The organism is Cupriavidus sp. LA-1 (genome assembly GCF_055385985.1).
In genome coordinates this window covers 3,155,785-3,174,175 of record NZ_AP031387.1, presented here as the reverse complement: position 1 = coordinate 3,174,175, position 18,391 = coordinate 3,155,785, and the positions used below count along the sequence as shown (strand labels likewise).

At 68.5% G+C, this 18,391-nt stretch carries 13 protein-coding genes; 4 read left to right on the top strand and 9 right to left on the bottom strand.

Annotated elements, in window-relative coordinates; translation table 11 throughout:
• Positions 1 to 17: 17 nt before the first annotated feature.
• Positions 18 to 1,775 carry a chloride channel protein gene (locus ACZ5MJ_RS14825; RefSeq protein WP_464220316.1) on the top strand — a complete coding sequence of 586 codons (1,758 nt, stop codon included), beginning with the start codon at positions 18 to 20 and terminating at the stop codon, positions 1,773 to 1,775.
• Positions 1,776 to 1,793: 18 nt separating this feature from the next.
• On the opposite strand, the gene ACZ5MJ_RS14820 is transcribed toward ACZ5MJ_RS14825, so the two are convergent.
• Positions 1,794 to 2,213 (bottom strand): Lrp/AsnC family transcriptional regulator, encoded by a 420-nt coding sequence (locus ACZ5MJ_RS14820; protein WP_078195437.1) that lies wholly within the window; start codon positions 2,211 to 2,213, stop codon positions 1,794 to 1,796.
• A gap of 179 nt (positions 2,214 to 2,392) precedes the next feature.
• Here ACZ5MJ_RS14820 and ACZ5MJ_RS14815 point away from each other — a divergent pair, with 179 nt between their 5' ends.
• Together ACZ5MJ_RS14815 and ACZ5MJ_RS14810 are read left to right on the top strand one after the other, a co-directional pair.
• Positions 2,393 to 3,271: a dimethylarginine dimethylaminohydrolase family protein gene (locus ACZ5MJ_RS14815; protein ID WP_464220314.1), complete on the top strand. Its 879-nt coding sequence runs from the start codon at positions 2,393 to 2,395 to the stop codon at positions 3,269 to 3,271.
• A 21-nt stretch (positions 3,272 to 3,292) separates the two neighbouring features.
• Positions 3,293 to 4,378 (top strand): ornithine cyclodeaminase, encoded by a 1,086-nt coding sequence (locus tag ACZ5MJ_RS14810; RefSeq protein ID WP_464220312.1) that lies wholly within the window; start codon positions 3,293 to 3,295, stop codon positions 4,376 to 4,378.
• Positions 4,379 to 4,389: 11 nt separating this feature from the next.
• On the opposite strand, the gene ACZ5MJ_RS14805 is transcribed toward ACZ5MJ_RS14810, so the two are convergent.
• The 8 genes from ACZ5MJ_RS14805 to ACZ5MJ_RS14770 all read right to left on the bottom strand — a co-directional run bounded on the left by ACZ5MJ_RS14805 (position 4,390) and on the right by ACZ5MJ_RS14770 (position 17,391).
• Positions 4,390 to 4,986, bottom strand: a complete 597-nt coding sequence (locus tag ACZ5MJ_RS14805; protein ID WP_464220310.1) for a helix-turn-helix domain-containing protein — start codon at positions 4,984 to 4,986, stop codon at positions 4,390 to 4,392.
• On the bottom strand, positions 4,983 to 5,216 hold the full coding sequence (locus ACZ5MJ_RS14800) for a hypothetical protein (RefSeq protein WP_464220309.1): 234 nt from the start codon (positions 5,214 to 5,216) through the stop codon (positions 4,983 to 4,985). The genes ACZ5MJ_RS14805 and ACZ5MJ_RS14800 overlap by 4 nt, the downstream gene beginning before the upstream one ends.
• Positions 5,217 to 5,489: 273 nt before the next feature.
• On the bottom strand, positions 5,490 to 6,809 hold the full coding sequence (locus ACZ5MJ_RS14795) for a sigma-54-dependent transcriptional regulator (RefSeq protein WP_464220307.1): 1,320 nt from the start codon (positions 6,807 to 6,809) through the stop codon (positions 5,490 to 5,492).
• Positions 6,799 to 8,754, bottom strand: coding sequence for a sensor histidine kinase (locus ACZ5MJ_RS14790; protein ID WP_464220305.1), 1,956 nt, complete (start codon positions 8,752 to 8,754; stop codon positions 6,799 to 6,801). The genes ACZ5MJ_RS14795 and ACZ5MJ_RS14790 overlap by 11 nt, the downstream gene beginning before the upstream one ends.
• Before the next feature lie 167 nt (positions 8,755 to 8,921).
• Positions 8,922 to 10,232 (bottom strand): dicarboxylate/amino acid:cation symporter, encoded by a 1,311-nt coding sequence (locus tag ACZ5MJ_RS14785; RefSeq protein ID WP_464220303.1) that lies wholly within the window; start codon positions 10,230 to 10,232, stop codon positions 8,922 to 8,924.
• A 462-nt stretch (positions 10,233 to 10,694) separates the two neighbouring features.
• On the bottom strand, positions 10,695 to 11,993 hold the full coding sequence (locus ACZ5MJ_RS14780; RefSeq protein WP_464220301.1) for an MFS transporter: 1,299 nt from the start codon (positions 11,991 to 11,993) through the stop codon (positions 10,695 to 10,697).
• Positions 11,994 to 12,075: 82 nt separating this feature from the next.
• Positions 12,076 to 13,833, bottom strand: coding sequence for a urocanate hydratase (gene hutU / locus ACZ5MJ_RS14775; protein WP_464220299.1), 1,758 nt, complete (start codon positions 13,831 to 13,833; stop codon positions 12,076 to 12,078).
• A gap of 177 nt (positions 13,834 to 14,010) precedes the next feature.
• A complete protein-coding gene (locus ACZ5MJ_RS14770) occupies positions 14,011 to 17,391 on the bottom strand; it encodes a diguanylate cyclase (protein ID WP_464220297.1) in 3,381 nt (1,126 codons plus the stop codon).
• Between the two features lie 253 nt (positions 17,392 to 17,644).
• On the opposite strand from ACZ5MJ_RS14770, the gene ACZ5MJ_RS14765 reads away from it, so the two are divergent.
• Positions 17,645 to 18,262 carry an N-acetyltransferase family protein gene (locus tag ACZ5MJ_RS14765; RefSeq protein ID WP_464220295.1) on the top strand — a complete coding sequence of 206 codons (618 nt, stop codon included), beginning with the start codon at positions 17,645 to 17,647 and terminating at the stop codon, positions 18,260 to 18,262.
• The last annotated feature ends 129 nt before the right edge of the window (positions 18,263 to 18,391 follow it).

Below are 18,391 nucleotides of genomic sequence, written 5' to 3'. Positions count from 1 at the left end.
AGCGCAAGGAGCTCCCAATGTCGTCTGTCATGCCGGTCGAGAAACGCGACTATGCCGTCAACCGCCGCCTGCTGATGCTGTCCGTGATCGCGCTGGGCATCGGTGCCGTCAGCACCGTGGCGGCGGATGTGCTGGTGAACCTGATCCGGTTCTTCACCAACCTGTTTTTCTACCAGACGCTGTCGCTGGCTCAGCGCTCGCCGGCCAACCACGCGCTGGGTGCGTGGGTGATCGCGGTGCCGGTCATCGGTGGCCTGATCGTCGGCCTGATGGCGCGCTATGGCAGCGACAAGATCCGCGGCCATGGCATTCCCGAGGCGATCGAGGCGGTGCTGTTCGGCAAGAGCAAGATGTCGCCGCGGGTGGCGGTGCTCAAGCCGCTGTCGTCCGGCATCGTGATCGGCAGCGGCGGGCCGTTCGGCGCGGAGGGGCCGATCATCATGACCGGGGGCTCGCTGGCGTCGCTGCTGGCGCAGTACCTGCACCTGACCGCGGGCGAGCGCAAGGCGCTGCTGGTGGCGGGCGCGTGCGCGGGCATGACCGCGATCTTCGGCACCCCGGTGGCGGCGGTGCTGCTGGCGGTCGAGCTGCTGCTATTCGAACTGCGCCCGCGCAGCCTGTTGCCGGTGGCGCTGGCGTGCGCGGTGGCGGGCTTCCTGCGGCCGCTGTTCTTCGAGGCCGCGCCGCTGTTTCCGCTGCAGACCGCCGCGGCGGGCACGCCGGCGCTGCTGTCCTGCGTGCTGGCCGGTCTGCTGTGCGGCGTGCTGGGCGCGGGGCTGACGCTGGCGCTGTATCGCACCGAAGACGCGTTCTCGCGCCTGCCGCTGCACTGGATGTGGTGGCCGGCGCTGGGCGGGCTGGTGGTCGGCATCGGCGGTTATTTCGAGCCGCGCGCGCTGGGCGTGGGCTATGACGTGATCGGCGACCTGCTGAACAACCGCATCGCCATCGAGATCGCGCTGGCGCTGCTCGCGGTCAAGGCGGTGATCTGGATCGCGGCGCTGGGCTCGGGCACCTCGGGCGGCGTGCTGGCGCCGCTGCTGATGCTGGGCGCGGGACTGGGCGTGGTGCTGGCGCCGTGGCTGCCGGGCGGCTCGCCGCAGTTGTGGGCGCTGGTGTGCATGGCCGGGGTGCTGGGCAGCGTGCTGGGCGCGCCGCTGACGGCGATCGTGTTCGCCTTCGGGCTCACGCATGACTCGCAGGCGCTGCTGCCGCTGCTGTTGACCACCGCGGTGGCCTATGGTTTCTCGGTGCTGGCCATGAAGCGGTCGATCATGACCGAGAAGATCGCCCGGCGCGGCCTGCATATCTATCGCGAATATGGCGTGGACCCGCTCGAGCGCGCCCATGTGGAAGAACTGATGACGCGCGACGTGGTCGCCATCGACGCCGACCTGCCGGTGGCCGAGGCGATGGCGCGCTACTTTGGCGAACACGCGGCCCATCGCGCCTACCCCGTGGTGGCGGACGGGCGCGTGCTGGGCATGCTGGAGCGTGCCGCCATCCGTGGCCTGGCCGCCGGTGAAATGCCGCCCGGCATGCGCTGCCGCGACCTGCTCAGTGCGCCGGCGCATGTGCTGCTGCCCGGCCAGACCGCGCGTGCCGCCGCCGGCAGCATGGCGGCGCTGAGTGTGGCGCGCCTGCCGGTGGTGGAAAGCGCGGAGACCATGCGCCTGGCCGGCATCCTGTCGTTGCGCGACCTGCTGCGTCCCAGCGGCAGCGTGTTCCACGAGGAATCGCGGCGCGAGCGCCTGCGCGGCCGCGCCGCGGCCTGAGCGCAGGCTTGCGGCGCCTTACTTGTAGGTCGACAGCAGGATGCTGGTCTCGGTGGCGCTGATGCCGTCGATCAGCCGGATCCGGTCGAGCGCACGGTCGAACGCCTCCAGCGTCTCGGCGCGCAGCTCGGCAATGATGTCCCAGCGGCCATTGGTGGTATGCAGCGCCTGCACGTTGGGCTCGCCGCGCAGGGCCTGCAGCACGGTGCGGGCCTTGTTGCCTTCCACGGCAATCGTCATCCAGGCGCGGATGCGGTGGGCCTCGGCCTCGGGCCGCAGGCGCACCGTGTAGCCGACGATCACGCCCTCCTGTTCCAGTTTGTCGATGCGGTTCTGCACGGTCGCGCGCGACACGCGCAGCGCCTGCGCCAGCGCCGTGACCGGGGTGCGCGCGTTGTCGCGCAGGAGGGAAATCAGCTGCTGGTCGGTGGCATCCATGGGGGCCGGAGCGGTGGTTTGGCAAAACGCCAGCGCAATCTGGCGTTTTGAATAATGGTAGGCGCAAATTGCGCAAATTGCTGGCTATTGGCTAACGCACGCTTGCCCGAGAATTCAATCGACCGATTGATTTCCCCGAATGCCATTTCAACCCCCTGCCATCTGAAAAAGGAGCCGCCGTGATCCAGACCCCCACGATCCTGCTTGTCGAGCCGACTTTCTACGACGTGTCGTACAGCATCAATCCGTGGATGGACCCGGCCGCCTGGGCGCGCGACCCGCACGGCATGCATCGCAGCGCGATGCAGTCGTTCGACGCGCTGCGCGAGGCGCTGGGCCGCGCCGGCTTTGCGGTGGAGGTGGCGCCCGGCGCACCGGGGCTGCCCGATATGGTGTTCCCGGCCAATGCCGCCGTGGTGCTCGACGGCCGCGCGCTGCTGGCGCGCTTCCGCTACCCGCAGCGCCGCGGCGAGGAAGCGCCGTTTGCCGACATCTTCGGCAAGCTGCGCGAGCGCGGCATGCTCGACGAAGTCGCGCTGCTGCCCGAAGGCTGCTACCAGGAAGGCGCGGGCGACTGCATCTGGGATGCGGGCCGCGGCCACTTCTGGGCCGGGTTTGGTCCGCGCTCCTCGCATGAGGCGGCGGTGGCGGTGTCGGACTACTTCGGCAAGGACGTGGTGGCGCTGGAGCTGGCCACCGAGCAGAGCTACCACCTCGACGTGTGCTTCTGCCCGCTGTCCGGCGGCGAGGTGCTGTACTACCCGCCGGCCTTCAGCGAAGCGGCGTTGCGCGAGTTGCGCGCGCGCGTGCCGGCGCGGCTGCGCATCGAGGCCAGTGCCGATGACCTGCGCCACTTCAGCGTCAACGCCGTCAATCTCGACGACCAGGTGGTGATGACCCGCACTACCCCGCACCTGCGCACCGAACTGGGGCGCCGCGGCTACCAGCTGCATGAAGTCGACCTGTCGCCGTTCATGCTGTCCGGCGGCGGCGCCTATTGCATGACCTTGCGCCTGGACCGCAGCAGCGGGCGTGGCGTGGCCGCGGCGGCGGCCTGAGCAGGCCATCAGGGAGGGAGTATGAAGAACACCGCCAGAACGTTGTTTCTCGATGCGACGGATGTTGCCCGGCTGGTGGCCGCAATCGGCCCGCAGGCCGCCATCGTCGAGCTGGCCGGGCAGGTCCGGGAGGCATTCCTGCACTGGGACGATTTCGACAAGTCTGCGCGGCTGGCAAGCCATTCCGCGCGCGGCGTGATCGAGCTGATGCCGGTCAGCGACGGCAGCCAGTATGCGTTCAAGTACGTCAACGGCCATCCGCGCAATGCGCAGCACGGCATGCCCACGGTGATGGCCTGCGGCATGGTGGCCGAGGTGGAAACCGGCTTCCCGCTGATGCTGGCCGACCTGACGCTGGCCACCGCGCTGCGCACCGCGGCCACCTCGGCGCTGGCGGCGCGCGCCATGGCGCGGCCCGGCGCGGCGACCATGGCGCTGATCGGCAACGGCGCGCAGGCCGAGTTCCAGGTGCTGGCCTTCCACGCAATGCTGGGGGTGCGCGAGATCGCCGCCTATGACATCGACCCGGCTGCCACGGCACGGCTGATGCGCAACCTTGCCGGCGTGCCTGGCCTGTCGATCCGCCGCGCCGGTTCGGTCGAGGCCGCGCTGGCCGGGGCCGACATCGTCTCCACGGTCACGGCCGACAAGACCCGCGCCACCATCCTGACGCCGGCGATGGTGCAGCCCGGCATGCACCTGAACGCGGTCGGCGGCGACTGCCCCGGCAAGACCGAGCTGCATGCGGATATCCTGCGGCGTGCGCGCATCGTGGTGGAGTACGAACCGCAGACGCGTATCGAGGGCGAGATCCAGCAGTTGCCGGCCGACGCGCCGGTGACCGAGCTGTGGCAGGTGCTGGCCGGCCACGCGCCCGGCCGCGCCGCAGCGGACGAGGTGACCGTGTTCGATTCAGTGGGGTTTGCGCTGGAAGACTACGCCGCGCTGCGTTGGCTCTACGCCGCGGCGCAGGCGCACCGGGCGGGCAGGGCCGTGGACCTGGTGGCGATGCCGCCCGACCCGCGCAATCTGTACGGCTGGATGCTGGCGCAGGCGGGGGGCAACGAAACGGGGCGGGCAACGCCCCGGCAGGAGGCTGTGGCCTGAGGCCGGTGGCCTCAGGAAGCGCGCCCCATCATCAGCTGCGCACGCAGGAAGCCCTTGACCTCTTCCAGCGACGGCGTCTTCAGGAACACCATGATGCCCCAGTGCTGCAGCGCGTCGGCCACGCCTTCATAGGCCTGGCGGTTGGTGATCACGGCAAAGATCACGTGCTGGCTGGCAAAGAAGTTCTGAAGTTTTTCAATGGTGGCCGACTCGGCGTCGTTGAGTTCATCGACGTAGTACAGCACCACGCGCGGATGCGCGCTCACCGAGGTGATGACGGTGTCCAGCACATCGTCGACCACCACGCTCTTGAGCGGCAGCCCCCACTTGCCGAGCTGGCCATGGATGCGCTGCGCCTCCTGGTGGTTGGGGTGGAACACCACCAGGTCCAGGCCGTGCGGCGACGCCGACTCCGGCCCGATGCGCGTCGCCAGCAGGCGATGCACGGTTTCCTTGTGGATGCGCCGATGGCCGCCGTTGGTCTTCCAGGCGCCAAGTTCGCCGCGCTCGACCATCTTCTGGACGGTGCCCAGGGAGACGTTAAGCAGTTTTGCCGCTGTACGCGTGCTGTAGTAAGGCTTTTCAGCCAGTGCCGGATCCAGTTTCATCCCATCACCCGTAGTCCTGAAGGCAGCCGCGCCTGAACGGCGCGCGCGGCTCCTGGCACTTGCGCCGCGCGGTTGTCACTGCCAATAGTTGACTGACCCAATGTGCCGGCCCGGTCCCCCGCCGGCCAAACTGCTTTTTGTGATTTTTTTGGTTTTTTCTTCATTTCCAGCAGACCTTGGCGTCTCCGCATGTATTGGATGTCTTCAATGCCGGATTTGCTGGAAGCCAATAATATGCCGCAAACGACAAAGTATCTGTAGGGAAAAACATAATTCCGTCGCGCTTTTGTTTCTTAACGCACATTGCGTGCGTTCTGATGACACAGAAGCAGTAACGCAGACAATCTTTGTGCCGGCGTGGTTCCCCGCGTTCGATGCGAAGTCTGTAGCGCGTGCTGAATTCAGCGGGTGTTTCAAAGTCCTGTCACGGTGTGACAGATCGCTCGGCGAGCGGCGGCCCTCACCTTACGATTACCTTTCAGGGGGCGCATGACGGCCCATTTTCACAGCCCGTACTTGCGCACCTTGTCGAACAGCGTGGTCTTGGCCACGCCCAGGGCTTCGCTGGCGCGGCTCAGGTTGCCGTCGTGGCGGCGCATGGCGTCGGCAATCAGCGCGCGCTCGAACTGCTCGACGGCCTGTGCGAGCGGCATGGCCTCCGGGGCAGCGGCTCCATGGCCCGGGTTGCAGCCCAGCCCCAGCACGTGGCGCTCGGCCAGGTTGCGCAGCTCGCGCACATTGCCCGGCCACGGGTAGGCCACCAGCCCGGCCAGTTCCGCCGGCGTCGCGGGCACCGCATCGCGCCCGAAGCGCAGCGCCGCCTGCGCGACGAAATGCTCGAACAATGCCGGCACGTCCTCGCGACGCTCGCGCAGCGACGGCAGTTCCAGCGTGATCACGTTCAGGCGGTAGTACAGGTCGGCGCGGAACTGGCCGGCATCGGACAGCGTGCGCAGGTCCGCCTTGGTGGCAGCCACCACGCGCGTGTTGACCGGCACCGGCTGGTTGGAGCCGAGCCGTTCCACCACGCGTTCCTGCAGCACCCGCAGCAGCTTGATCTGCAGCGGCATCGGCATGCTCTCGATTTCATCGAGAAACAGCGTGCCGCCTTCGGCGTGTTCGATCTTGCCGATGCGGCGGCGCGCGGCACCGGTGAAGGAGCCGGCCTCGTGGCCGAAGATCTCGCTCTCGAACAGCTGCTCGGGCAGGCCGCCGCAGTTGATGGCGACAAAGTTGCGCGCATGGCGCTGGCTGGCTTCGTGCAGGCAGCGCGCGACCAGTTCCTTGCCGGTGCCGGTCTCGCCGTGGATCAGCACGTTGGCGTCGGTGCCGGCAAGGTCGGCAATCAGGCGCCGCAGCCGTTCGACCGCGGGCGAATGGCCGATCAGGCGGGTTTCGAGCTTCTGGCGGCCCGCCAGCCGTTCTCGCAGTTCTGACACTTCCAGCGCCAGCCGGCGCTGCTCCAGCGCACGGCGGGTGGCGTCCACCAGCTGCTCGGGCGAGAACGGCTTTTCCAGGAAGTCGTAGGCGCCTTGCTTCATGGCCTGCACGGCCAGCCCCACGTCGCCGTGGCCGGTGATCATGATGACCGGCAGGGCGGGGTCGCGCGCGCGCAGTTGCGTGAGCAGTGCCATGCCGTCCTGACCGGGCAGGCGGATGTCGCTGACCACCACGCCGGCATAGCCCGCTCCAACCTCGCGCAGCGCGGCCTCGGCGCTGCCCACGCCGCGCGTGGCGATGCCTTCCAGGCGCAGCGCCTGTTCGCAGCCCAGGCGCACATCGGCATCGTCCTCGACGATCAGTACGGTCAGGTCAGCCGGCATGCTCTGCATCCTGCGGGTTGGCGTCGTACGGCGCCAGCGGCAGCACCAGCGTGAAGCAGGCGCCGCCGTCCGGGTGGTTGGCGGCGGACAGGCTGCCACCGTTCTCGTTGAGAATGCCGGCCGACAGCGTTAGCCCGAGCCCCAGCCCCTGTCCGGCGGGCTTGGTGGTGAAGAAGGGTTCGAACAGCCGCGCGAAGGCTTCCTCGGACAGTCCGGCGCCGTTGTCGCGCACGGTCAGGTGGACCATGCCGCCTGCCAGGTGCGCATGCAGCGCAATACGCGGTCCGGGCGGCCTGGCCTTGCCGGCCACGGCGTCGAGCGCATTGCCAAGCAGGTTGACCAGCACCTGTTCCAGCCGGTTGGGGTCGCACAGCACCGCCAGTGTCGGATCGACATCGCGCTGCAGCGCCGGCTGCACCGCGTCAACGCGGGTCTGCAGCAGGAACAAGGCGTTGTCCACCGCCTCGGTCAGCCTGGCCCGGCGCCTGCCGTTGCCGGACTTGCGCGCAAATGACTTGAGCGCGCCGGTGATGCGGCCCATGCGCTCGACCAGCCCGATGATGGTGTCGAGGTTGGCGCGCACCGTGGCGTAGTCGGCGCGCTCGAGGAACTTGCTGGTATTGCCGGAGATGGTGCGCAGCGCGGCCAGGGGTTGGTTCAGCTCATGCGCGATGCCGGTCGACATCTGCCCGACGGCAGCCAGCTTGCCTGCCTGCAGCAGCCCGTCCTGGGCCTGGCGCAGCACGGTTTCGGCGCGCACGCGTTCGGCGACCTCGGCCTGCAGGCGCTGGTTGGAGGTCGACAGGTCGGCGGTGCGCTCGGCCACCTTGCGCTCCAGCTCGCTGTTGGCCGCCTCCAGCGCGGCGCGTGCCGCCAGGCGCTCATTGATAATGCGCCGGCGCACGTTCCACGCGGCGCCCAGCAGCAGCACGAAGGCGGTCAGCACGCCGGCCAGCGCCGCCGTATTGAGCGCGGCGACGCGTGCCTGCGAGGTATTGGTCAGCAGCGTCAGTTGCCAGTCGGTGCCGGGCAAGGCGGCGTGCTGGGCCAGCATCGGCGGGCCGAGGCGCAGGCGCACCAGCTCGTCGCTGTTGGCGTTGCCGGCGCCGAGCGTGCGCACGGTGGTGAGCGGCAGTTGCGGCAGCGGGGAGCGGTTGTATTGCAGGCTGCGCATGAACCGGTCGCGCGCCTCGGCCGACAGCGGGCGCAGCGCGGCCAGCTTCCATGACGGGTCCGAGGCCAGGATCACGACGCCGTTCTCGTCGGTCAGCAGCATCTGGCTGTCGGCGCCCTGCCAGCGGTTTTCCAGTGGCTCCAGGCCGATCTTGACCACCGCCACGCCCACCGGGTTGTCACGCTCGCCCAGCGGCGCGGACAGGTAGTAGCCGGACTCGCTGCGGGTGGTGCCCACGCCGTAGAAGCGGCCCAGCTGGCCGTCCATGGCGGAACGGAAGTACGGGCGGAAGCTCAGGTCTTCGCCCAGGTAGCTGTCCGGGCGCTGCCAGTTGCTGGTGGCCAGCACCTTGCCATGCGCATCGAGCACATAGACCACGCGCGTGCCGGCGCGGGTGTTGAGGGCGCTCAGGTAGTCGTTGGCGCGCGCCGCGCGGGCCGCGTCGTCCGGGCGCAGCAGCAGGGCGGCGATGCGCTCGTCCAGCGACAGCAGGCCGGGCACGTAGTCGTAGTGGGCCAGCTCGCTTTCCAGGGCCTGGGCGTACAGCCGCAACTGCACCTGGCCGCGCTCGGCCTGGCGGGCCAGCGCGACGTCGTAGCTGTAGCGGTAGCCGAGCGAGCCCGCCAGGGCCACCAGCACGGCCAGGGCCAGCAGCGCGAGCAGCGGCGCCGCGCCGCGCAGGCCGTGGGGCAGCCGCGATCCGGCGGGTGCGGGGGACGCAGGTGCGGTGGCGCGGGCGGTATCGCCGGGAGGGTGTAGCGGGCCGGTCATCAGGTGTTGGGTGAGGCAGGTGGCAAAGCCGCCGCGCGGGCAAAAAGGGCAGGGGGCCGGCGCGGGTGCCTACTTTTACCACACCGGGGAGGCAGCGCCTCGCCAGAATGCAAAAAGGCCCGGTTGCCGTATCGGCAACCGGGCCCTGGCACGCCTGGCAGAAGGTATTACTTGCCCGCCAGGACCTGGGCAGGTGCCAGGCCGGTGGTGGTATCCGCGGCGGGTTCATCCTCCTCGGACGGTACCGGCGCGCCGATGGCGCCTTCGCTTTTGGCGACGACGGCGGTGGCAATGGCATTGCCGAGCACATTGGTCACGGTGCGACCCATGTCGAGTACGTGGTCGATGCCCAGCACCAGCAGGATGCCGGCCTCCGGCAGGCCGAACATCGGCAGCACGGCGGCGACCACCACCAGCGAGGCGCGCGGCACGCCGGCGATGCCCTTGCTGGTGACAAGCAGGACCAGCAGCATGGTGATCTGCTGGGACAGCGACAGCTGGATGCCATACACCTGCGCCACGAACAGCGCGGCAAACGAGGTGTACATGATCGAGCCGTCCAGGTTGAACGAATAGCCCAGCGGCAGCACGAAGTTGGTGATGCGCTCCTTGACGCCGAAGTGGGTCAGCTGGTCGATCACCTTCGGATAGGCCGATTCGCTGCTGGCGGTGGCGAAGCCGATCATCAGCGGCGCGCGCATCAGCTTGAGCAGGCGGAACACGTCGCGGCCCAGGAAGAAGTAGCCGCCGGCGATCAGCGCCACCCACAGCAGCGCCAGCGCCAGGTACAGGCTGCCCAGCAGCTTGGCGTAGACCACCAGCACGCCCAGGCCCTGCGCGGTGATCACCGCCGAGATCGCGCCGAACACGCCCACCGGCGCAAACGCCATCACGTAGTTGGTGACTTTCAGCATCACCTGGCCCAGGCCTTCAATGCCTTGCAGCACCGGCTTGCCGACGCCGTCCTTGAGCGTGCCCAGGGCAAAGCCGAAGAACAGCGAGAACACCACGATCTGCAGGATCTCGTTGGTCGCCATCGCCTCGACGAAGCTCTTGGGGAACATGTGGGCGATGAAGTCGCGCAGGTTCAGCGAGCCGGTCTTCAGGTTCGAGGCGGCGTCAGCCGGCGGCAGCGGCAGGTTCATGCCGTGGCCGGGATGCAGCAGGTTGGCCATCAGCAGGCCCAGCAGCAGCGAGGTGATCGAGGCGCCGACGAACCACATCATCGCCTTCATGCCGATGCGGCCCACGGCGCGGCCATCGCCCATGCTGGCGATGCCGGCCACCAGCGTGGCGAACACCAGCGGCCCGATGATCATCTTGATCATGCGCAGGAACACGTCGGTCAGGATGGACAGGTGGTCCGCAATCGATTTGGCGGTGGCGGCGTCCGGCGCCAGGTTGTGGGCGGCGGTGCCGACCAGCACGCCGAGCAGCATCGCAATGAAGATCAGGGTGGGCAGTCGATTCAGTTTCATGGATCAGGCCTGTGCGTCCGTTTCCTGTGGCAGGGACGGGCGACTGTGTATTGCAGGAAGGCTGGGCGGCGATGTCGGGGCGCCGGGCCGGCCGTGTCTTGGTTCAGCGCGGCAACAGGTGCCGGGGGGGCGCCGCGGTGGCGAAGGGGGTGGGCAAGGCGGGGTCGGTCATGTGTGTCCTCCTTTGTTTTTTGGCATCGGCCGGGACGCTGGGGGCGTGCCGGCGTACCTGTCTGGCGCTGTGAGCGGCGGCCTATATTGCACGCGCCGTGCCAGCCCGAAGGAGTTGCTGGCGTTGTGCAAGCTATTGAATACAAAGGGGAAAAAGATGTGATCCCGGCGCGCGATTCGGGAATCCGGACCCGCAAGCGACAAAGCCGTTCGGAAACCCGAACGGCTTTGTAGGTGTTAACCCGCGGTTTTAAGGGGCGCTGGCGGCAGGCCCTCTCCTCATGACTGCGCTTATTTCAGCCGCCGTCCCAGCGTTTCCGGCACCATCGCCAGGCCGACCAGCGACACCAGGCCGCAGCCGATCACATACAGCGCGGGCGCGTTGACGTCGCCGGTGATCTGGATCAGCCGGGTCGAAAAATATTGCGCAAAGCCGCCGAAGATCGCGATCGCCACGCAATACGCGATCGACAGCCCGGTGGCGCGCAGCCGCTGCGGCAGCACTTCGCTGACCAGCACCATCGAGGCCGGCGCGGTCATCGACATCGGCACCGACAGGCAGCCCACCACCACCAGCAGGCGCGCCAGCGACGGCTCGGCGTTGATCAGCACGAAGGCCGGGTAGACCATCGCCAGCAGCGCCACGCGCGACCACAGCACCACGGTCTTGCGGCCGATGCGGTCAGCCAGCCAGCCCGCGAACGGCGACAGCGCCACCTGCACCAGCGCCGCCACGCACGCCGCCCAGATGCCCAGCGACAGCGGCATCTTCAGCACGCTGACCGCGTAGTTGCTGAGGTAGTACACGACGATATAGGTGGACGAAGCCAGGCCGATCATCAGCAGGATGCAGGCGATCACCTCGCGGCCATGGCGGCGCAGCAGCGGCCATTGCGCCGCGTGCTCGCCGTGGTGCGCGGGCGCGGCGGTCTCTTCCAGCCGGCGGCGGATCACCAGGCCGACCGGGATCACCAGGATGCCGATCAGGAAGGCGAGGCGCCAGCCCCAGGCTTCCAGCGCGGCCGGCGCCAGCATGTTGCTCAGCACCAGCCCGGTGATCGCGCCCAGCAGCGCCGCCAGGCCCTGGCTGAACGGCTGCCAGGCGGTATAGAAGGCGCGCGAGCGGTCATCGGCGTATTCCAGCAGCAGCGCGGTCGATGCGCCCATCTCGCCGCCGATGGCAAAGCCCTGTACCAGCCGCGCCAGCACCACCATCACCGGCGCGAAAATGCCGATCTGCGCGTACGGCGGCGTCACCACAAAGATCAGCGAGCTCAGCCCCATCAGCCACAGCGTCAGCGCCACCGCGGGCTTGCGCCCGGCGCGGTCGGCGTACATGCCGATCAGCAGGCCGCCCAGCGGGCGCATCAGGAAGCCGACGCCAAAGGTGGCGAACGACATCAGCAGTTGCCCGGTTGGGTTGTCGACCGGGAAGTAGAGCCGGCCGATCAGCGTGGCAAAGAAGCTGTAGACGACGAAATCGTAGAACTCCAGGCCGTTGCCGATGGTGATGGCGGCAATGGCGCGCGTGCGTGACAGCTGCGCCTGCGGCGCCGCGACCGCAGCGCCGGCGGTGGTGTCGATGGACATGGGTGTCTCCGTAGAACGAAAAGGCGCCGGCCGGGGCACACGTGGCGGCCCGGCGGCGGAACGGCTCTTGCTGGCCGCGGTGTCAGTCGTGCGATGCGCGGTTCAGCATCGGCAGGTCCAGCCCTTGTTCGCGCGCGCAGTCGACGGCGATCTGGTAGCCGGCGTCGGCATGGCGCATCACGCCGGTGGCGGGGTCGTTGTGCAGCACGCGGGCGATGCGGGCGGCAGCCTCATCGGTGCCGTCGCAAACGATCACCACACCCGAATGCTGCGAGAAGCCCATGCCCACGCCGCCGCCGTGGTGCAGCGACACCCAGGTGGCGCCGCTGGCGGTGTTGAGCAGCGCGTTCAGCAGCGGCCAGTCGGACACGGCGTCGGAGCCGTCCTGCATGGCTTCGGTCTCGCGGTTGGGGCTGGCAACCGAGCCCGAGTCCAGGTGGTCGCGTCCGATCACGACCGGTGCCGACAGCTCGCCGCTGCGCACCATCTCGTTGAAGGCCAGGCCCAGCCTGGCGCGCAGGCCCAGGCCCACCCAGCAGATCCGCGCCGGCAGGCCCTGGAAGCTGATGCGCTCGCGTGCCATGTCGAGCCAGCGGTGCAGGTGCTCGTCATCCGGGATCAGCTCCTTGACCTTGGCGTCGGTCTTGTAGATGTCCTGCGGGTCGCCCGACAGCGCGGCCCAGCGGAACGGCCCGATGCCGCGGCAGAACAGCGGGCGGATATAGGCCGGCACGAAGCCCGGGAAGTCGAAGGCGTTCGCCACGCCTTCTTCCTTGGCCATCTGGCGGATGTTGTTGCCATAGTCGAAGGTGGGCACGCCCATCTGTTGGAACGCCAGCATGGCGCGCACATGTGCGGCCATCGACGCCTTGGCGGCCTTGACCACGGCAGCCGGCTCGCGCTGCGCGCGCTCGCGGTATTCGTCCCAGCTCCAGCCCGCCGGCAGGTAGCCGTTGAGCGGGTCATGCGCGCTGGTCTGGTCGGTGACCATGTCCGGGCGCACGCCGCGGCGCACCAGTTCGGGCAGCACCTCGGCGGCGTTGGCGCACAGCGCGATCGAGATCGCCTTGCCCTGCGAGGCATAGCGGTCGATGCGGGCCAGCGCGTCATCCAGGTCGGTGGCCTGCTCGTCGACATAGCGGGTCTTCAGGCGGAAGTCGATGCGGCTCTGCTGGCATTCGATGTTCAGCGAGCAGGCGCCGGCCAGCGTGGCGGCCAGCGGCTGCGCGCCGCCCATGCCGCCCAGGCCGGCGGTCAGCACCCAGCGGCCCTTCAGGTCGCCGCCGTAGTGCTGGCGGCCGGCTTCGACGAAGGTCTCGTAGGTGCCCTGCACGATGCCCTGGCTGCCGATGTAGATCCAGCTGCCGGCGGTCATCTGGCCGTACATGGCCAGGCCCCTGGCGTCGAGCTCGTTGAAGTGCTCCCAGTTGGCCCAGTGCGGCACCAGGTTGGAGTTGGCGATCAGCACGCGCGGCGCGTCGCGATGGGTGCGGAACACGCCGACCGGCTTGCCGGACTGGACCAGCAGGGTCTGGTCGTCTTCCAGGCGGGTCAGGGCCTCGACGATGCGGTCATAGCATTCCCAGTTGCGCGCGGCGCGGCCGATACCGCCATAGACCACCAGTTCCTTCGGGTTCTCCGCCACCTCGGGGTCGAGGTTGTTCATCAGCATGCGCAGCGGGGCTTCCGTGAGCCAGCTCCTGGCCGTGAGCTTGTTGCCGCGGGGGGCGCGGATTTCGATATCGCGGAAACGCGTGGCGGGCGCGTTGGGGGTGGTCTTGGTCACGGGAACTCCTTCGGTCGGGCTGGTCTGGAACGCTCGCTTTTCCGAGCGATGCATAGGTATGTATAGTCCTGTATATACAACTTCGCATAAATCGGGGTATTCCCGTAAAGAAGGATGAGATTCAATGCGGCGTTTCAGGCACAACCAGGACGGCGTGCGATGATGGGGCGGCCCGCTGGCATCGCCACGGGCACTGGATTGACATGGTCCTGCGCCCCGGCCGGTGAAGCCCTAGGATGCCTGCGTGTCCCGCTGCTGGCATCCGGCCAGGAACACGTCCAGCGCCACCGGCCGGCCGATCACATACCCCTGCGCATAGTCCACGCCGATCGCGCGCAGCGCATCGAGGGTGCGTTCGTCCTCCACCCATTCCGCCACCGTGCGCACGCCCAGCCGGTGCCCGATGTCGTTGATCGAACTGACGATCTCGCGGTCGACCGCGTTGTCGGCCAGTTGCCGGATAAAGCTGCCGTCGATCTTCAGGAAGTCCACCGGGAACTGCTTCAGGTAGGCAAACGACGACAGGCCCGAGCCGAAGTCGTCCAGCGACACGGTGCAGCCGGCACGCCGCATCTCCGCCACCAGCCGGTTGGCCGCGGCCATGTTGTTGATCAGCGCGGTCTCGGTGATCTCCAGCCGGATGCGGCTGGCGGGCAGGGCGCTGGCCTCCAGTTCGGCATGCAGGAAGGGCAGCAGGAAGGGCTCGCCGAGCGAATTGGCCGACAGGTTGATCGATACCGACAGCCCCGTCACGGCGCCCAGGCGATCGCCGTAGCCGCGCAGCACGTTGCGGATCACCCAGCGGTCGACATGGCCCATCAGGTCGTAACGCTCGGCGGCGGGAATGAAGGCGCCAGGCATGATCAGTTCGCCGTGCTCGTCGACCATGCGCACCAGGATCTCGATGTGGCGGGCGTCGCCGTCTTCGTCGGCTTCCGGCTGCAAGGCGCGGATTTCCTGCGCGAACAGGCGGAAGCGGTTGGCTTCCAGCGCCGAGTGGATGCCGGCGGCGACTTCGAGCTCGCGGTGGTGGCGGCGGGCATCGCTCTCGTCGCGGCGGTACACCGAAACGCGGCTGCGGCCCGCGGCCTTGGCGGCGTAGCAGGCCACGTCGGCGCGGCTCATCAGTTCGCTGACCGGGGGCACGTCCAGGTCGATCGCGGCGATGCCGATGCTGGCGCCCACGTCGTATACGCGCCCTTCCCACGGGAAGCGGCGCCCGCGGATGGCGTCGATCACGCCCTGGCAGACCTGTTCGGCCTGGTCCACGGTGCAGTCCTTGAGCAGCAGCGCGAACTCGTCGCCGCCCAGGCGCGCCAGCACATCGTCCGGGCGCACATGGTTGCGGATCATGTAGCCGAGCTCGCGCAGCAGCACGTCGCCGGCGCCGTGGCCGGCGGTGTCGTTGACGATCTTGAAACGGTCCAGGTCGATAAAGCACAGCGCGGCGCGGTGGCCGTGCAGCCGCGCCGCGTCGCAGGCCTCGCGCAGGCGTTTCTCGAACCAGGTGCGGTTGGGCAGGCCCGTGAGCGCATCGTGCATGGCCGAGCGCGCTAGCTCGCGCTGCAGCGCGCGCGCGGTGGTGATGTCCTGGAACACCAGCACCGCGCCCAGCACCTCGCCGCGCGCGGTCAGCACCGGCGCGGCCGAGTCCTGCACGTCGTGGCGCTCGCCGGTCAGGCTCTGCAGCACGGCGCCGTCCTGCAGGTAGGCGGGCGCGATCGTGCGCAGGCAGGTCTCGACCGGGCTCGGGATGGGCTCGCCGCTGGCTTCGTCGACGATGCGGAAGACCCGCTCCAGCGGCAGGCCGGTGGCGCTGGCCATGGTCCAGCCGGTCAGCTGTTCGGCGATCGGGTTCATGAAGGTCACGTGCATGGCCGCGTCGGTGCAGATCACCGCATCGCCGATCGAGCGCAGCGTGATGTGCAGGCGTTCCTTCTCCTCGAACAGCGCCTCGGTCAGGCGCCGCTGCTCGGTGATGTCCCAGTTGGTGCCAACCAGTGCGTGCGCGGTGCCGTCGGGGGCGCGGGCCACCATGGCCATGGCGCGCACGTGGCGGACTTCGCCGCCGGGGCGCACGATGCGGTATTCGGTGTCAAACGGCGCCTCGCCCCGGATGGCCCGGCGCATCTCGCTGGTGACGCGGCTGACATCCTCCGGATGCAGCAGCGCGATCCATTGCTCCGACAGCGGCGCGCCGCCGGCGGGGTCGGTGCCGTGCAGCGCATGCATGCGCGCATCCCAGGTGACATCGGTGCTGGTGAGATCCCGCTCCCAGATGCCCACGCCGCCGGCCTCCACCGCCAGCTGGATGCGGCGCGACAGCCGTTCCAGCTCTTGCTGCGCCAGCTTGCGCGCGTGGATGTCTTCGACCTGCGTGATGAATTGTTGCGGCTCCCCGGTCTCTTCGTCACGCACCAGCGATACCGCCAGCAGGACCCAGCGGTAGTGGCCGTCCTTGTGGCGGTAGCGCTTTTCCAGGCGGTAGGACTCGATCTTCCCGGACAGCAGGTTGGCGACCTGGCGCAGGTCGCCGGTCAGGTCGTCGGGATGGGTCAGCTGCTGGTACCTCAGCTCGCGCAACTCCGCCGCGCTATAGCCCAGCAGCTCGATGATGGCACGGTTGACGGTGTGCCAGCGGCCGTCCATGTCGACCAGCGCCATGCCGATGGCCGAATGCTCCATCGCCTGGCGAAAGCGCTTGTCGCTGCTGCGCAGGCTGGCGCGGCCATGCCGGTTCTGTTCGGTCAGGTAGGCGATGCAGACCGGGAACACCATGATCACCGCCGCCGACAGCGGCACCGCTTCATGGCGGTGCGTGAGCAGCATCAGCGCCTGCAGGCAGAGCGTGGCCACCAGCGTCAGCAGCGCGGTGGCAAACGGATTGCCGGCCAGCGCCACCAGCACCAGCGGCAGCGACATCACGGCAAACGGGTCGTGGCCCTCCCACTGCGCGAAGGCGCCGATGACCAGGCACAGCGCGAGCGCGCCCGCCTGCGGCGCCAGCAACGGCCGCGCGAAGGCGGCCCGCACGCGTACCGCCGTCATCGACAGCATCATCGGCAGCAACAGTGCCATGCCGATCGCGTCGGCCTGCCACCAGGTCCACCAGACCGAGGCGAAGCTGGAGCCCTGGGTGGCCGCAATCGCCGCCGCGCCGGCCGTGGCGCCGATCGCCGGCGCCAGGATGCCGCCCACCGCCAGCATCACCGCGAACGCGGCCAGTGGACCGTGGCGCCCCACGAAGGCCTGCCGCTCCAGCAGGCCCAGCAGCCCGAGCGCAAATAGGATCTCAGCCAGGTTGGCGCCGGTCAGCATCAGCGCCGTGCCGGCGCTGTCGCCGGCCATGTAGTTGGCCAGCACGCTCGCGACCAGCATGCCCGCCAGCAACCACGGCCTCTCCGCGCGCGGCCGGTGCAGCAGCAGGCCCAGCCCGAAAGCGTTGGGCAGCCACACCGCCGCGACAGTACCGGGCAGCCGCGCCAGCCACAGCGCCGCCGCCGCCAGCACGAAGAAGCCGGCGCCGGCCAGCAGCAAGGGCAGCCAGCGGCGCTGCGGGGCGGAAGGGCCTGGAGCGGCCTGGTGGCTCGGCGGGGCCGTGTCGAGCGTCATGGACGAGAACGATGCAAAGGCGGTGCGTCTGAGTGGAAAGGAAGCGGCTTGACCGGCGCGCCCGGCGGCACGGCCGCGGAACGCCCGGACGGACTGCCGCCCAGCGTAGGGGCAATGTAGCGAGGATAGGGGGGTTGCGATCGGGGGGACAGGGGGTAGGTTGGGGGGTATCTTGCCTCTGGTGTTCTGGGGGATTTTTTGGTAGGGCGGGCACGGGTGCTCACTATGGCCCAGGCCATCGCGATCCGTTACTGTGCTGGCATTCCTTTACTGTTGCGGCAAGAATTCCAGAGCGAAACCCAACCTGGGCTTTCCCTTCTTCGGTGCAAATATCATGTCTTCAAGTGCGAATGAGCCGATACCTGGCGAGGATGTCGATCTGCTTTGGGAGCGCGCTTGCCCCGGGTTGGTCCCCGGTTCTTGCAGCCTTGCGGTTCGGAATCTCAGGGATGGTGACGTTGAGCGACTTGTCCCGCTGGTTCACGCCGCCTTTGCAAGCACGGTAGATGTCGCGCCGATGGAGATATGGAGGCGCAAGCTCTGGTCTATCGTAGGCAATCAGTACGGCCCGTTTCTGTCGACGGCGTCTTTCGTTGCGGAATTGCCTTCAGGTCAGTTGGCTGGGGCGATCCTTGCCACGGATTTTGCGCTTTACAAGGCTCCCGTTATCGCGTTGATAGCGGTCGCTCCCGGCACGCAGCATCAAGGCCTGGGTTCGTACCTTCTGCGCCGGTCCATCCAGGCGCTGGCTCTCGAAGGCTTGCCCAATTGTCGGGCCAGGATTTCCCCTGGGAACGACGCCTCGCTGCGGCTATTCCGAAAGACCGGCTTCCAGCTTCGCCGCGTCGAGCTGAACGAATCCTCGCATTGAGCCGTTCTGCAAGCGGTGCCTCCTGCTTAGGGCGGCATCGCCGCCAGCATTTCCGGTAACTTCGCCAGTAACCCCGCCGATAACCTCCCCGGTAATCGCGCCGCGGCGGCGCCGCGCCCATCATGCAGC

Bases quoted from the DNA above. Each gene is read 5' to 3' on its own strand.
- ACZ5MJ_RS14795 (WP_464220307.1), bottom strand. From the start codon at position 6,809: ATGCCGGCTGACCTGACCGTACTGATCGTCGAGGACGATGCCGATGTG.
- ACZ5MJ_RS14820 (WP_078195437.1), bottom strand. From the start codon at position 2,213: ATGGATGCCACCGACCAGCAGCTGATTTCCCTCCTGCGCGACAACGCG.
- ACZ5MJ_RS14790 (WP_464220305.1), bottom strand. From the start codon at position 8,754: ATGACCGGCCCGCTACACCCTCCCGGCGATACCGCCCGCGCCACCGCA.
- ACZ5MJ_RS14785 (WP_464220303.1), bottom strand. From the start codon at position 10,232: ATGAAACTGAATCGACTGCCCACCCTGATCTTCATTGCGATGCTGCTC.
- ACZ5MJ_RS14780 (WP_464220301.1), bottom strand. From the start codon at position 11,993: ATGTCCATCGACACCACCGCCGGCGCTGCGGTCGCGGCGCCGCAGGCG.
- hutU (WP_464220299.1), bottom strand. From the start codon at position 13,833: ATGCATCGCTCGGAAAAGCGAGCGTTCCAGACCAGCCCGACCGAAGGA.
- ACZ5MJ_RS14770 (WP_464220297.1), bottom strand. From the start codon at position 17,391: ATGACGCTCGACACGGCCCCGCCGAGCCACCAGGCCGCTCCAGGCCCT.
- ACZ5MJ_RS14825 (WP_464220316.1), top strand. From the start codon at position 18: ATGTCGTCTGTCATGCCGGTCGAGAAACGCGACTATGCCGTCAACCGC.
- ACZ5MJ_RS14805 (WP_464220310.1), bottom strand. From the start codon at position 4,986: ATGAAACTGGATCCGGCACTGGCTGAAAAGCCTTACTACAGCACGCGT.
- ACZ5MJ_RS14810 (WP_464220312.1), top strand. From the start codon at position 3,293: ATGAAGAACACCGCCAGAACGTTGTTTCTCGATGCGACGGATGTTGCC.